Source organism: Actinoplanes sp. CA-142083, assembly GCF_050942195.1.
Taxonomy (GTDB): Bacteria; Actinomycetota; Actinomycetes; order Mycobacteriales; family Micromonosporaceae; genus Actinoplanes.
This window is the reverse complement of sequence record NZ_CP192076.1, coordinates 6,678,951-6,693,637: the sequence shown is the minus strand read 5'-3', so window position 1 is coordinate 6,693,637 and position 14,687 is coordinate 6,678,951. Positions and strand designations below refer to the sequence as shown.

Annotated in this window: 9 protein-coding genes and 1 pseudogene; 5 read left to right on the top strand and 5 right to left on the bottom strand. The window is 70.3% G+C overall.

The genetic code is table 11. From position 1 onward, the window contains the following. Window positions 1-105 precede the first annotated feature (105 nt). From ACQPZX_RS30800 to ACQPZX_RS30790, 3 genes are read left to right on the top strand one after another with little or no spacing between them, the layout of a single operon-like run. The gene (locus tag ACQPZX_RS30800; RefSeq protein WP_433362707.1) at window positions 106-810 is read left to right on the top strand and encodes a FadR/GntR family transcriptional regulator; all 705 of its coding nucleotides are present in this window, start codon (window positions 106-108) and stop codon (window positions 808-810) included. Beyond that, window positions 807-1,634, top strand: a complete 828-nt coding sequence (locus ACQPZX_RS30795; protein ID WP_433362704.1) for a sterol desaturase family protein — start codon at window positions 807-809, stop codon at window positions 1,632-1,634. The genes ACQPZX_RS30800 and ACQPZX_RS30795 overlap by 4 nt, the downstream gene beginning before the upstream one ends. After that, window positions 1,631-2,281, top strand: a complete 651-nt coding sequence (locus tag ACQPZX_RS30790) for a lysoplasmalogenase (RefSeq protein WP_433362701.1) — start codon at window positions 1,631-1,633, stop codon at window positions 2,279-2,281. The genes ACQPZX_RS30795 and ACQPZX_RS30790 overlap by 4 nt, the downstream gene beginning before the upstream one ends. Here the strand turns inward: ACQPZX_RS30790 and ACQPZX_RS30785 are convergent, their stop codons facing one another. Both ACQPZX_RS30785 and ACQPZX_RS30780 read right to left on the bottom strand, forming a co-directional pair. Beyond that, a complete protein-coding gene (locus ACQPZX_RS30785; protein ID WP_433362698.1) occupies window positions 2,282-4,060 on the bottom strand; it encodes a discoidin domain-containing protein in 1,779 nt (592 codons plus the stop codon). Window positions 4,061-4,200: 140 nt separating this feature from the next. Then, entirely contained in the window at window positions 4,201-5,424 is a 1,224-nt protein-coding gene (locus ACQPZX_RS30780; protein ID WP_433362696.1) for an amidohydrolase, read from the bottom strand. Window positions 5,425-5,595: 171 nt separating this feature from the next. Here ACQPZX_RS30780 and ACQPZX_RS30775 point away from each other — a divergent pair, with 171 nt between their 5' ends. After that, a complete protein-coding gene (locus ACQPZX_RS30775; protein ID WP_433362693.1) occupies window positions 5,596-6,699 on the top strand; it encodes an ATP-binding protein in 1,104 nt (367 codons plus the stop codon). A gap of 51 nt (window positions 6,700-6,750) precedes the next feature. Here the strand turns inward: ACQPZX_RS30775 and ACQPZX_RS30770 are convergent. Then, a pseudogene (locus ACQPZX_RS30770) lies at window positions 6,751-7,803 on the bottom strand (MFS transporter); the annotation flags it as partial. A 136-nt stretch (window positions 7,804-7,939) separates the two neighbouring features. Continuing rightward, a complete protein-coding gene (locus tag ACQPZX_RS30765; RefSeq protein ID WP_433362690.1) occupies window positions 7,940-11,461 on the bottom strand; it encodes a S8 family serine peptidase in 3,522 nt (1,173 codons plus the stop codon). 233 nt (window positions 11,462-11,694) lie between these two features. Between ACQPZX_RS30765 and ACQPZX_RS30760 the strand changes: the two genes are divergently transcribed. Beyond that, on the top strand, window positions 11,695-13,221 hold the full coding sequence (locus tag ACQPZX_RS30760) for a M4 family metallopeptidase (protein WP_433362687.1): 1,527 nt from the start codon (window positions 11,695-11,697) through the stop codon (window positions 13,219-13,221). Window positions 13,222-13,308: 87 nt separating this feature from the next. Here the strand turns inward: ACQPZX_RS30760 and ACQPZX_RS30755 are convergent, their stop codons facing one another. Beyond that, window positions 13,309-14,643, bottom strand: coding sequence for a radical SAM protein (locus ACQPZX_RS30755; RefSeq protein WP_433362684.1), 1,335 nt, complete (start codon window positions 14,641-14,643; stop codon window positions 13,309-13,311). Between the last annotated feature and the right edge of the window lie 44 nt (window positions 14,644-14,687).

Below are 14,687 nucleotides of genomic sequence, written 5' to 3'. Positions count from 1 at the left end.
CCGTACGTAGGGCACGTGTCCGGCAGGGAGGGTCTGGCATTACCGGCCAGCGTGACTGGTCCAACCAGTTGACGGGTTGATGTGGCGCGGGGCACACTGCCGGGCATGACTTTCGAGCCGTTGTCGCGGCAATCGGTCTCCGATCAGGTGTTCGGGCGGCTGCGCGACGCCATCGTTAGCGGGCGCTATCCCGCCGGCGACCCACTGCCGAGCGAGCGCGAGCTGGCGACGGCCTTCGACGTCAACCGGCACGCCATCCGCGAGGCGCTGCGCCGGCTCCAGCAGCTCGGCCTGGTCAAGGTCAGCCAGGGCGGCGCGACCCGGGTGCTCGACTGGCGGGCCACCGCGGGTCTCGACCTGGCGATGGCGCTCAGCGCGGCCGGTGACGTGCTGCCGGTCGAGACGCTGATCCGCGACGTGCTCGAGATGCGGGCCTGCGTCGGGGCCGACGCCGCGCGGCTGTGCGCCACCCGGGCCGACGAGGCGGCGCGCCAAGCGGTGGTGGAGGCCGCCGAGGCGTACGCGTCGGCCGCGCCCGACCTCGAGCAGATGGGCGCCGCCGACCGGGCGTTGTGGCGGCGCATCATCGAGGGCTCCGGAAACATCGCGTACCTGCTGGCCTTCAACAGCCTCACCGCGGGCACGCTCGCCGTCGGAACTGTGCCGCCCCACCGGCGTACGGCGGAATTGCTCGACGTCGCCGCCCACCGCAACCTCGCCGCCCTGATCTCCGCCGGTGACGCCGCCGGCGCGGAGCGGGAGGCGCGCGCCCTCCTCGCCGTCCCCACGCAGATCGGAGCCCCCCGGTGATTCCCGCCGTGCTGTACGCCGTGCCCGCGTTCCTGCTGCTCATCATCATGGAGGCGTTGTCGTTCCGGTTCCTGCCGGACGACGAGGAGCGCGGCTACGAGGCCCGCGACACCGCGACGAGCCTCTCCATGGGACTCGGCAGCCAGGTCATCGGCGTGCCGTGGAAACTTTTCACGGCAGTTGCGTTCGCCGGGCTGTACGTGCTGAGCCCGATCAAGCTCGACCCGCACGACTGGTGGGTGTGGGTGCTGCTCTTCTTCGCCGACGATCTCGCCTACTACTGGTTCCACCGGCTGCACCACGAGGTGCGGGTGCTGTGGGCGGGGCACGTCGTGCACCACTCGAGTCAGTTCTTCAACCTGTCGACGGCCCTGCGGCAGAGCTGGACGCCGATGACCTCGCTGCCGTTCTGGCTGCCGCTGGCCCTGCTCGGCATGCCGCCGTGGATGATCTTCCTGCAGCAGTCGATCAGCCTGGCGTACCAGTTCTTCCTGCACACCGAGCGCGTCGACCGGATGTGGCGGCCGATCGAGTGGTTCTTCAACACGCCGTCGCACCACCGCGTGCACCACGGCTCGAACGACCCCTATCTCGACCGCAACTACGGCGGCATCCTGATCATCTGGGACCGGCTGTTCCGCAGCTTCGAGCCCGAAGGCGAGCGGGTCAAGTTCGGCCTGACCACGAACATCGAGACGTTCAACCCGCTGAAGGTGGCGACACACGAGTACGCGGCGATCTGGCGCGACGTCCGGGGAGCGGCGCAGTGGCGCCACCGCGCCGGTTATCTGTTCGGCCGCCCCGGCTGGCAGCCGGCGTCGTGAACCCGCCGACACGGATAGCGCCCGGCGGCACGAGACTTGCCGCCGGGCATGGCGAACTTTCGCTGCGACTCTTCGCTCTCGCGGCGATCGTCGAGCTGGTCGCGGTGGCGGCCGAGTGGACACCCGTGCAGTGGGTGGCCAAGCCGCTGCTCGCGCCCCTTCTCATCTGGGCTTTAGGAAGGCGGGATCTCGTCGTTCTCGCGCTTTGTTTCGCGACCGCGGGCGACATCGCGCTGCTCGTGCCGGGACAGGCGGCCTTTCTCGTCGGGATGGTGTTCTTTCTCGGCTGCCAGATCTGCCTGACCGTCGCCTTCCTGCGGCACGGGCGACCGCCGGCCGCCCCCGTCATCGGGGCCGCGCTGGTGTGGGCGGTGGCGAACTCCCTGCTGTGGGGGCAGCTCGGTGCTCTACGCGTACCCGTGCTGCTCTATAGCGTGGCCCTCGCAGCGATGGCCGCGGCAGCTGCCGGTGTGTCGCGCCAGGTCGCGGTGGGTGGGGTGCTGTTCTTGATCTCCGATCTGACGATCGGGCTGGGCGGTCCCAGCCTGCTGGTGATGGCGACCTACGTGGCGGCGCTGTATCTGATCGTGACCGGCTGGGCCGGGCGCCGCCTCGTCCCGCGAGAGGCCGAGGCGGCGCCCGTCTGATCACCAGCCGACGGCGACCAGCAGGTACTGCGGGTTTCCGTGTGACACGAACGAGCTCTGCCCGGCCACGTCGTCATACGGGAAGCCGTAGGCGAGCCGCCCGAGCGCGTGGTCGTGCCAGAACTTCGCGTAGTAGTTGGCCGGCGCGGCCCGGTAGTAGTTCGACACCGTCTCCCACTGCGACTGCGGCAGGTCGATGGTGTGCCGGTTGAGCGCCGCACACTGCTGCGGCTGCCCGGCGAGCACGCCGGCGCACCCGAAGATGTCGGAGGTCGCCGCCGTGATCCCGTTCTGCGCCGCGTAACTCGACATGTAGGTCTGGTACTGGCCGCCGGAACGGAACGCCGCGTCGCTGCCGGGCGCCATGATCCGGTACGGCGCGGTGGCCGTTGCCAGGTGCTTGAACTCGGTCGGAACCTCGTTGGAGAACTTCTGGAACGTGACGGCCCGGTCCTCGGTGAACGTCTGGTAGTCCTCGCCCACCTGCACGTCGTACCCGTCCTTCGCGTGCAGCCGCATCGCGATCTTCAGGCCGAAGGCGTCCACCCGCGTGGTGTTGCCGTTGAAAACATTCGCGCCCACGGTGAACTCGATGAAGTCGAAATACTGGCTGGTCGGCGAGCCGAGGTAGAAGTACATGCGCCCGGCCGAGTTCGCCGGCATGTCGAGGTACTGCTGCTCGGCGATGGAATGGGTCTGGCCGTTGAAGCTCCAGTAGACCTGGCTGTCGGGATACTTCCCGTTCGTGCGGTTGAGGATCTTCACCTCGACCACGTTCTGGGCGGCGGGAATCGACGCGGTGTCGCCCCAGAAAGAGTCGGGCATCGTGCTGCCGCCGGGCTGGGTGCTGGTCGGCGGCGTGGTCGGTGTGGTGACCGTTCCGGTGATCCGTACGGCGAACGACCACAGCGAGTAGCCATAAGCGGTCGCCCGGGCCGTCCCGTACATCCGGACGTACCGGCCGCTGCCGCTCACGGTGAGAGCCTGCGTGCCGCCGGTGCTGGTGTTCGTGCTGTAGATGGAGGTCCAGGTGGTGCCGTTCGTGGAGACCTGGATCTGGTACGCGGTGGCGTAGGCGGCTTCCCAGCTCAGGGTCACGCCGCACACGGTCTGCGTGGAGCCGAGGTCGACCTGCAGCCATTGCGGGTCGCTGAACGCGCTCGACCAGCGGGTACCGGCGTTGCCGTCCACCGCGGCGCCCGCCGACATCGTCGCGTTCTCGCTGCTGGAAGCGGTGGCCGGGCGGCCCTGCGCGGCGTCCGCCGCGTTGCAGCCGGCCGAGGAGCCGGTCGAGCCGTAGACCTGGAACTCCCACAGCGAGTAGCCGTAGGCGGTCGCCCGCGCGGTGGCGTTGAGCCGGACGTAGCGGCCGGTGCCGCTCACGCTGAGCGTCTGGTTACCGCCGGCGCCGGTGGTCGTGCTGTAGACGGTGGTCCAGGCGGTGCCGTTGGCCGAGGTCTGGATCTGGAAAGATCTCGCGTACGCCGCCTCCCAGTTCAACGACACGGACGAGATGGTCGCGCTCGCGCCGAGGTCGACCTGCAGCCATTGCGGGTCGCTGAACGCGCTGGACCACCGGGTGCCGGTGTTGCCGTCGACGGCGGCGCTCGCCGGGGTGGCGGCGTTCTCGCTGCTGGAGGCGATCGCCGTCTTGCCCTGCGAGAGCAGCGTGTCGGCGGCGTGCGCGGTGCCGATGGCGACGGTGAGATAGCCGGCGATCAGGACGGCCAGGGCCGCGCCGACCGGCCGGATCCACCGTCTGCGGATGGCTTGGGGCATGGGTACTCCCGGGGAGTGGGGATGGTGCGCGGTGTGCCGCCCGGCCGGTGTCGCCGGCCTGGGGAAGGGCGGCAGAGAGCGCTCTCACCCGGAGTCTCATCGATGCCCGTCACCGCGAGCAAGGGATTCGCGTTCCGGAACTAACTCGCCGGCATCCATTCGCGCGCGGCGGTTACCAGCGCGGTCACGCCGACCCGCAACGTCGGGTCGATGACCGGCGCGAACAGCGGCGAGTGGTTGGACGGGAGCCCGCCGGCGATCCGCTCCATGTCGGCCGCGGTCGCCGCGCCTGCGAAAAGCTTCGGGTCGGCGCCGCCGAGCAGCCAGTACACGAGCGGGACGCCGGCCTCGGTGGCGAACGCGCCGACGTCCTCGCTGCCGGTCACCACGCCCGGGTCGACCACCCGTCCCGCGCCCAGCACAGCCTCCAGCGCCGCGCGCGTCCGCTCGATGGCCGCCGGGTCGTTGACCAGCGGCGGGAACGACTCCTCGAGCACGACCTCCGGCTCCTTGGGCGCCCCCGACGCCGCCGCCTCGGCCGCCACGATCCGCCGGACCGCGGCGAGCGCCGCCTCCCGTACGGCGGGATCGAACGTCCGCAGGCTGAGCAGCAACTCCGCGTCGGCCGGGATGACGTTGCTCTTCACGCCCGCCCGCATGGACCCCACGGTCAGCACGGCGGTGTCTTTCGCCGCGATTTCGCGCGAAACAACCCCCTGCAGTCGCAAAACTGTCGCGGCCGCCATGACCACCGGATCCACGGAAGTTTCCGGCCGCGAACCGTGCGCTCCGCGGCCGAACAGGGTGACCCGGATGCCGTCGGCGGCCGCGAACGCCACCCCCGGATGCAACCCGATGATCCCGGCCGGAATCGGCGCGACGTGCTGCCCGAGCACGACGTCGGGCCGGCCGAACCGCTCGAACAGGCCGTCGGAAACCATCGCCTGCGCGCCCGTGCCGACCTCCTCGGCCGGCTGGAAGACCAGCATCGCGGTCCCGCGCCACGAGGCGGTGTCGGCCGCCAGCGCCTCCGCCGCCCCCACCAGGCAGGCCACATGCACGTCGTGGCCGCACGCGTGCATCACCCCCACCTCGTGGCCGTCGCGGTCGAGGGTGCGGGCCGTGCTCGCGTACGGGAGGCCGGTCTCCTCCGCCACCGGCAGCGCGTCCATGTCGGCGCGCAACAGCGCGGTCGGCCCGTCGCCGTTGCGCAGCACCGCCACGACTCCGGTCCCGCCGACGCCCGGCGTGGTCTCGTAGCCGAGCGCGGTCAGCCGCTCGGCGACCAGCCCGGCGGTGCGGGTTTCCGCCTCCGAGAGCTCCGGATGCTGATGCAGGTCGCGATAGAACTCGCCCAGGTCCATGCGAACGATCGTCGCCGAACGCGCCCGCGCACGCATCCCTCTCCCGGAATGATCCGCGCCGTCCGTCGAGGAAAATGTCCGTTATATGGTGGGGAAATAGAACGAAGCGGACCCTTTCGGCTGCTCGGAACCGGGCCGCGCGCCGCGGCTCGCCAGGCCACGGCGCTTTTCGTGCTGGCGGGCTTGCTCGCGCTGGTGAGCATCGCCAACCAGCCCGGCAGCTATCACCGCTTTCTCGTGGTCAGCGTCTGCGACCTGCTCACCGCCCTGGTCGCCCTGCTGATTCCGTGGGAGCGCCTGCACGCGTACGCCCCGGCCGCGCTCGGCCTGCCGGGTTTCGCGGTTCTCGGCCTTTCCACCTGGTCCTTCGGCGGGATCGCCACCGGCACCGGCCCGTTTCTCGTGCTGCTCTACGCCTGGGCGGCCCTGCATTTCCCGCGCTGGATCCTGCTGGTCTACCTCCTCCCGGCCACGCTCGCCTACGTCGTCCCGCTGGTGCTGACCGGTCAGCCGCCGGTCATTCTGGGCAGCGCGGTCGTGCTCATGCCGGTCGCGCTGACGGTGGCCCTGCTGATCGAGGCGCAGGACCGGCACCTGCGCGACGACCGCGAACGGCTGGCCCGCATCGAGCAGTGGCGGGCCGCGATGGTCAGCACCCTCGCCCATGACGTTCGATCGCCGCTCGCCACCGTCCGCTTCACCCTGGAGGAGCTGCGGGACGACGCGAGCGGCCCGACCGTCCGCATGCTGGATGCGGCCCTGCGCCAGACCGCCCGCATCTCCCGTCTCGCCGAGGGCCTGCTCGACCTCGACCGGATCAGCAGCTCCGGCCACCTCCAGCTCGACCGCCGGTGTGCGCCGGCGCGCGAGCTCGTCGACGATGCCCTGCACTACGTGCGCGCCGATGCCGACGTGACTGTCGCGATCGACGAGAAACTTTCCATCGACGTGGACCGCCAGCGCTTCGAGCAGATCGTCGTCAACCTCGTCGGCAACGCGCTGCGCTACGGCCGCCCGCCGGTGGTCGTCTCGATCACGCGCGACGGCCCGACCGACCGCCTCGAGGTCCGCGACCACGGCGAGGGCATCCCCGAGAGCCTCCGCACGACCCTGTTCGGCCAGTTCGCGGTAGGCGGCCCCGACGGCGTCGGGCTAGGGCTGTGGATCGTCCGCCAGCTCGCCGAGGCCCACGGTGGCCGTGCGGTCGCCGAGGCCCGCGACCCCGGAGTCGCCATGGTGGTGGAGTTTCCCGCGCCCGGCGAAAACCAGCAGTAGCGTCGACCCACCCGCGAAGAGCGCCGCACCCACAAAAATCAAACCCGTCATCCCGTACGCGATGAGCGCGCCGAACGCCGCGCCCGCCGCCACCGGCACGAAAGTTTCCGCGACCGCGCCGATCCCGGTCAGGGCGCCCTGCACGCTGCCCTGCTCCTCGTCACCGACGCAGCGCGAGATCCACGCCTGCGCCGCGGCGCCTCCGACCGACCCGAGCACGCCGACCGCCATGAGCGCGTAGAGCGCCCAGGGCACGGAAACAAACGCGGTCCCGGCGAAAACCGAGGCGCCGAGCATGCTGCCGAGAACGGCGGCTCGCTGGTCGCCGAGCCACCGGACGACCGGCCCGACCGCTTGCGCCTGGAAGATCGCGCCGGCCAGCGCGCTCGCGGCCATCACGAAGCCGATACGCCTGGTGCCCCACCCGAACTGGTTCGTGAGGAAGAATGCCCAGGTCGCCTGGTGGGTCATGCGCGCGATGTCGGCGCAGAAGCGAGCGAGAGCAAGGCGGCCCAGCACCGGCCGCCGCAACAGGGCGGCGATCGCGCTCATCGGGTTGGATGTGCGCAGGGTCAGCGACGTCGTTCGGTCGCCGGGGCGGGACTCGGGGAGGACCAGCCAGCCGTAGGCCACATTCGCGAAAGAGAGCGCCGCCGCGGCGTAGAAGGGGAACCGGACGTCGATGGCCCCGAGCAGGCCGCCGATTGTCGGGCCGGCTACGAAACCCAGGCCGAAAGCCGCGCCCACCAAGCCGTAGGCGCGGGCCCGGCCCGCCGGTGGGGTGACGTCGGCGATGTAGGCGTTGACCACGGTGTTCGTGCCCGCGAAAGCGCCGGCGAGGGCGTGGAAGAAGACCAGCGTCCACGGGCCGGAGGCGAGCGCGTGGGCGAGCCAGTCGACGCCGAGGCAGGACAGCGAGACGAGCAGGACCGGGCGGCGGCCGTAACGGTCGGACAGGCGGCCGAGCAGCGGGGAACCGGCGAACTGAAGCAGGCCGAAGATCGAGCCCAGCACGCCGGACCAGACGACGGCGGCGGACGGGCCGCCGGTTACCTCGCCCATGAGGGCGGGCACGATCGGCACGATCAGGCCCAGCCCGAGCATGTCGACGAAGACGGTGAGCAGGAGAAACGTGAGTGGCACGACGGCTCCGGAAGTCGGGAGGGACAGGGCCCCTCCCGACTCACGGACTGCCGAAAGTACGGAGTATCAGAATATCGGTGCGGTCAACCGATTTTTCTCACGACCGTCCGTAGGCGCGGATCACCGTCTGACGGACCGTGTTGCCGGCGCGATCACTGGCGGTCACCCGCAGCGAGACCGTGCCCTTGCCGGCGGGGATGCACGAGCCCACGACCCGGGTCCAGGTCGCGCCGTCGTTCGCGGAGTACTCGACGCTCACCTTGGTGGCGCCCGGCACCGTGACCCGTACGGCGTGGGCCCGGGTCGTGGCGGTCCCGTCGAGCGAGACCGGCACCGAGTAGCCGACCTGCAACAGCGGCAGCGTTCCGGCCTTCGCGGAGCGGAATGTCCACTCGGTGCTGGTCGAGGTGCCGTACTGCCAGTCGTCGCCGCCCCGGGCCGTCGCCAGGGTCAGCCGGTACCCGGCGTCCCCGGGCGGGACCGTCACGTCCTGCCAGGCGTTCGGAGTCGTGGTCACGAGCGTGCCGTTGCGGTACAGCGACGCGCTCGCCTGGTCGGCCTGGTCGACCGTGTGGTGCCGGTCGGTCGAGTCCACGTAGTCGGCGATGCGCAGGTGCAGCACGTCGCCGGTGCGGGTGTTCGACCAGCCCGCCGGGGTCGCCGGCCGCACGACCGGCGAGTTCCAGGTCTCCGACGCCGCGCCCGGTCGCCGGTAGGAGACCGGGACGTCGGCCATGCCGCCGTCGAGCGAGGCGCCCAGATCGTTCCAGGGGTAGGCGTGGTGGACCTGGTGCTGCCAGATCGTGTCGCCCGTCGAGACCCATTCCTCGCGCACGGTGGGCGTGCGCACGTCACGCTGGGTGTCGTTCCACGAGTACGTCTGCCACGGGCGCCACCCGAACCGCTGCTCCCGCACCCAATCGAAGCCGCCGTTGTCCGCGTACCGCGAGACGATCCGGTACGAGTTCACCGCGGTCACCTTGTGGACGATCTGGCTGGGCACCCGGCCGGGGGAGACCTGGAAGACGTCGTACAGGTAAGGGCTGTTCGGCGTCAGCGTGAGCGAGACGGTCTTGCCGATCCGGGCGAGCACCTCGCGGCCCTGGTCGTAGGGGAGCACCAGCGCCGGGATCGGCAGCCGATCGCCGTCCGGCGACCACGGGCTCCACCCCGACCGGTCCGGCCGCCGGATGAAGATCACCGCTGCGGCGCCCGCGTCGGCGGCCGCCTGCACCTGCCCGTACTCGTCGTCGTTGTCCCGCTCGTCCAGGACCACGGCCTTGCCTCGCGCCGGCGCGCCCAGCCCGGCCACCAGCGAGAAGCGCCGGGTGCCGTCGTAGACCGGGGAACTCGGCAGCAGGTCGAGGGTGGGACCGGGGTCGAGTTTCGCGATCGGCGCGACAAGTTGCCAGCGCGAGGAGAACTCGAACGATCCCGCCCGCAGCGACGCGGTCGGCGTCACGTTGACCTGCTTGAGCGTGCTGAAGAACATGAACCCGTTCGCGATGCTCCGCCCGGCGCCGGTCACCCGGTGCACGTAATAGCTGAGCACGGTTCGCTGCTCGGCCGGCTTGGGCGTCTCGATGCGGATCGGCCGTCCCTTGCGCGCGTCGAGCACCACGGTCAGGTCGCGGTCGACCCGCAGCTCCGGGTTGACGACCTGGGTGACCTGCTCGTCAAGCGGCCCGCCGTCCTCGATGGTCGCATCGAGCAGGTAGTCGCCCTCCTGCAACTCGAAGGTCTTGGTTTCGCCGGCGAAGAGAAAGTTGAGCACGTCGAAACGCGCGTCGTCGCCGAAAAGTTGCAGCCCCGGCACGCTCGCCGGCGCGCCCGCCCGGTCCACCGCGGTGAACGTGACCTTGTGGTGCGGCCCGTCGAGCATGCCTCCGAGGGCGGTCGTGACCTGCACCCCGCCGGCCGCGGTCGCGGTGAGCCATCCGCTGAGCGGGCCCCGGGCCGCTTTCGCGGTGTCGAGCGAGACTGTCGCCGAGGCGGTCCCGCCGGCCGGCACGACGATCGACGCCGGCGCCGCGATCGCGGCGATCCCCGACCGAAGCGAGAGCGTCACGGGCGAGGTTCCGGCATTCGCGTACGTGACGGCCCGGGTCACCACCGAGGGCGACGATCCCGCCTGGTGCTCGCCGAAGTCGGCGACCCCGGTGCCGGAAACTTTCTGCGTCACCGCGCGCGCCAGGTCGACCCGGCCCGCGCCCTGCCCGAAGACGTTCACATCGGACTGCGTCGCGGCCGTGCTGACCAGGGCGTCCTTGATCCGGGCGCCACTCCAGCCCGGATGCTGGCCGGCCAGGATCGCCGCGGCCCCCGCGACGTGCGGCGTGGCCATCGAGGTGCCCGACGCCGCCGTGTACAGCGCGTCCACCGGCTCGCCCATCGTGGTGCCGGCCGCCCGGGCCGCGATGATGTCCACTCCGGGCGCGGTGATCTCCGGCTTGAGCCCGCTGTCGCCCACCCGCGGGCCGCGGCTGGAGAAGTCGGCCAGCTTGTTGTTCTTGTCGACGGCGCCGACCGTGAGAGCCGCCGGCGCGCTGCCGGGCGTCCCCACCGTCGAGGTGCCGCCCTCATTGCCGGCCGCGACCACGAAAAGCGCCCCGGTCTGCGCGCTCAGCGCGTCGACCGCCGCGGCCATCGGGTCGGTGCCGTCGGTGGGCTCGCCGCCGAGGCTCATGTTGACGACCCGGGCGCCCGAGTCGACCGCCCACTGCATCCCCTCGATGATCGACGACTCATAGCCGTTGCCGGAGTCGTCGAGCACCTTGCCGATCAGAAGTTTCGCGCCCGGCGCAACACCTTTCTCGCGCCCGCCCGAACCCTGGCCGCTCCCGGCCACGGTCGCCGCGACGTGCGTGCCGTGCCCGAACCGGTCCACCGTGTCCCCGCTGCCGCTGAAGTCCCGCGAAGCGGCCACCTGCCCGGCGACATCCGGGTGAGACGCGTCGATGCCGGTGTCGAGCACGGCCACCTTGACCCCGCTGCCGTCCAGCCCGGCCTGCCAGGCGGTGGGCGCCCCGATCTGCGCGGTACTTTCCGCCAGCGCCGCGGAAACTTTCCGGTCCAGCCAGATCCGCCCGGCGCCCCCAGCGACGCGCTCGATGGCCGCGCTGGGTGCCGCGGCCGTCTGTGCGTTCCAGAAATCGCTCAGCTGATTCTTGCCGGGCTTGACCGCAACAGCATCGATGCTGGCCAGCGAGGTCGCGGCCGCACTACGCAGAGCCGTCCCACCCTGGACGATCAGCGGCAATCCGGGGCTGACCGCGTCGCCATAGCCGTCGCGCAGGAGCCGCTGCACGTCGAACAGTGCCGCGTCGACCCGCCCCGACGCCAGCATGGGAATCGCGTCGGCCGGGATGACCCGTACGCCATGGTCTGTCTCTGTGGTTTGAAAGCCGACGCCTTCGCGCCCGGCCGCAGGTCGCACGGACGCCGTGAATTTTCCGCCCGAAGCGGGCGTCAGCGAGACGACGTCGCCGGTGATCAGCGTGATTGTCTGCGCCTTTGTCGCGGGCTTGGGCGGCGAGGCGGAAGCGCCCGGAACCGGTCCGGCCACTGTGGCGGCCAGGGTGACGGCGGCGATGACCGCGATGCGCGGGGATAGTGGCATCCATCGACCTCTCTGCTGGGTTGCAGAGCATTTTGAAGTCGATCTACCTGGGACGGCAGCCTTCGCGCCTGCCGCGAAGCAGACATGGCGCGATGTGGACGAGCAAGGGTTTTCCCTATTACGGATATTGATGGAGATAACTAGCGTCTTCCTTTAATGCCGGTTTGCGGTTACCCGGCCGCGCCGGACTCGAGACCGCCCGTCACCCCTCGGGCGGAGAAGGAGCAGACGCCATGTCCCGAATCCCCCTCGTCATCGCCGTGGGGACCGCGACCGCGGTAGCCGCGGCGCTGACCGCCGGGCCGGCCCTCGCCCAGCCCTCGGCGCCCTCCGCCGTGTCGCCGGCCGCGGCCGCCGACGCCCTGGTCGCCGCCAACCCCAGCTACCTGCACGCCAGCGCCTCGGAAACGTTCCAGCGGCACGCGGCCGTCAACTCCGCGGGGTTCAGCTACATCCCCTACACCCGGACGTACAAGGGCCTCCCGGTCAAGGGCGGCGACTTCGTCGTCATGACCGACGCCAAGGGTGTCGCGCAGTACACCTCGGTCGCGCAGACTAGCGCGATCGGCGAGCTGTCGGTCACGCCGAAAGTTTCCGGCACCGCCGCGCTTGCGATCGCGAAAAAGCAGCTGAAGTCCGTGCGCAGCGTCGAGGGCACCAACCTCGTCGTGGTCGCCGGCGAGGGCACGGCCGCCCGGCTCGCCTGGGAGTCGACGATCAACGGCACTAGCGCCGAGGGCGTCAGCCGGCTGAGCGTCACCGTGGACGCGCTCACCGGCAAGGTGCTCGGCACCGAGGAGCACGTCACCGAGGTGAACGGCACCGGCAACGGCTGGATCTACGGCACCGTCACGGTGAACACGACCCAGTCCGGCTCGACCTACCTGCTGCAGGACCCGTCGCACACGACGATCCGGGCGCAGAACGCGTCGGGCAACGCGACCTTCAGCGGCTCGGACAACGTCTGGGGCAACGGCAACGGCACCAACCGGGAAACCGGCGGCGTCGACGCTTTCTACGTCGCGCAGAAACAGTTCGCGATGCTTTCGTCGTGGCTCGGCCGCAACGGCCAGAACGGTTCGGGCGGCGCGTGGCCGATCCGGATCGGCCTGAACGACGAGAACGCGTACTACGACGGCACCCAGGTGCAGATCGGCCACAACACCGCCAACCAGTGGATCTCATCGGCCGACGTCGTGGGCCACGAGCTCGGCCACGGCATCGACGACCACACCCCGGGCGGCATCTCGCGGCGCGGCACCCAGGAGTTCGTCGCCGACACGTTCGGCGCGGCGACCGAGTGGTACATCAACAGCCCGAACGACGCCCCCGACTACCTGGTCGGCGAGGAGGTCAACCTGGTCGGCAGCGGCCCGATCCGCAACATGTACAACCCGGCGGCGCTGGGCGACTCGAACTGCTACTCCAGCAGCACGCCGAACCAGGAAGTGCACGCGGCGGCCGGCCCCGGCAACCACTGGTTCTACCTGCTCGCGCAGGGCTCGAGCGGCAACGGCCAGCCGTCCAGCCCGACCTGCAACAACAGCACCGTGACCGGCGTCGGCATCCAGAACGCCATCAAGATCATGTACAACGCGATGCTGCTGAAGACGTCCAGCTCCTCGTACCTGAACTACCGGAAGTGGACGCTGCAGGCCGCGAAGAACCTGTTCCCGGGCAGCTGCACCCAGTTCAACTCCGTCAAGGCGGCGTGGAGCGCGGTGAACGTCCCGGCGCAGTCGGGCGAGGCCACCTGCTGAGCGGCACCACGTGAAAAGGGGCCGGCGCATAGGGCGCCGGCCCCCTTTTTCGTCGCGCTCACGAAGGCGTACGCGAAACGCCTGGTCTTAATCCTCGGCGGGCAGGCTGTCCATGAACGAGCTCACCGAGAAGACCGCACGCCCGGCGCCGGCCGGACCATACCCGGGCGGGCTCGACAGGCCATTGGCCTCCATCGTTGCCCGATAGGCCTCCAGCAGCCGGATGTGGTACTCCAGCGGCGCACCCTGCGGGTTCGTGCGGCCCAGGGGAGTGGTCGGCTCCGGGCACCAGGTGGTGAAGCGCGGCAGGATCCCGCGGGACATGAAGTACTGCAGGCCCTCGGTCGTCGACTCGATCGCCTCGTCGACCGTGCGGAAACCGAACGGCTCGGCCATCTCCACGCCGGCCACGAAATTCGGGATGACATTTCGCGGGCCGAACACCTCGGCCGACTCGAGGATGCGGCGGTGCCACTCCTCGCGGCCCACGTAGCGCTCCTTGCCCGGGCAGTACAGCTCGAACAGCCGCTTGTCCCACACCTCGAAGTTGGGGTGGTAGATGCGCACGCCGTAGTCGTGGAAACGTTGCACGTCGGCCCGGGGCAGCGCCTGCGCGACCACCTTGCCGATCCACCGGCCTGGGAAACGTTCCTCGATGGCTTGCGCGTAACGACCGTAGAAATCCGCCTCGGCCAGCCCGTCGACTTTCCGCGTGACGCTGCCGCCGGTCAGCGTGTACGCCTGCGACGCCTTGGCCGTGTCGTACTTGTCGATGATCTCGAGCGCCTCGAGAACCTCCTCGACCGGCTTCACCCCGGTGTACGGGCGGCCGGCCGCCTTGTGCTGGCGGAAGTTGTGGTTGATGTCGCAGTACTGGCACTCCTCGGAGGCGCCGAAGTACTGACAGACCCGGTACACCGTCAGGTAGACGAGGTACCCCCACTGGATCGTCGGGGCCACCTCCATCACCTGCTTGCCGTTCGCAAGGGTGTGCCGGTAGTAGTCCGGCATCGGCGGCAGGCCCACGTCGGCGATCGGCCGGCCGTCGAGGAAGAGCTTGAGCTGCCCGTCCTCGCCGGCCTTGACCCGGTACGGCGAGTCCGGGTTCGTGCGGACCGAAACAACCGTGCGGCGCAGGTCGTACGGCCCGCCGAGCAGGACGATCTCCTCGGGCGGGCGGCGCAGGGCCGCCTCGCCCAGTTCCGGAAGCGTGCGGTGGTCGAACGAGAATATGAAGTACGACTTGGGCTTGACGTCCCCGTTCTCGTTGTCGGTCAGCGCCGACTCGTCGAAGGCCAGCCCGCCGCGCAGCAGGTCTTCCTTGATCACGGCTTCGCGCGGCACGTGCGGGAAGCGGCCCATCAGGTCTTCGACAAGATCCGTACGCGACTGCATGCGCTTCTCCGATGCTGACTGTTCCACCGACGTATCCCATGTCATCACATCGGCACGTCGTCTTCGCCCCG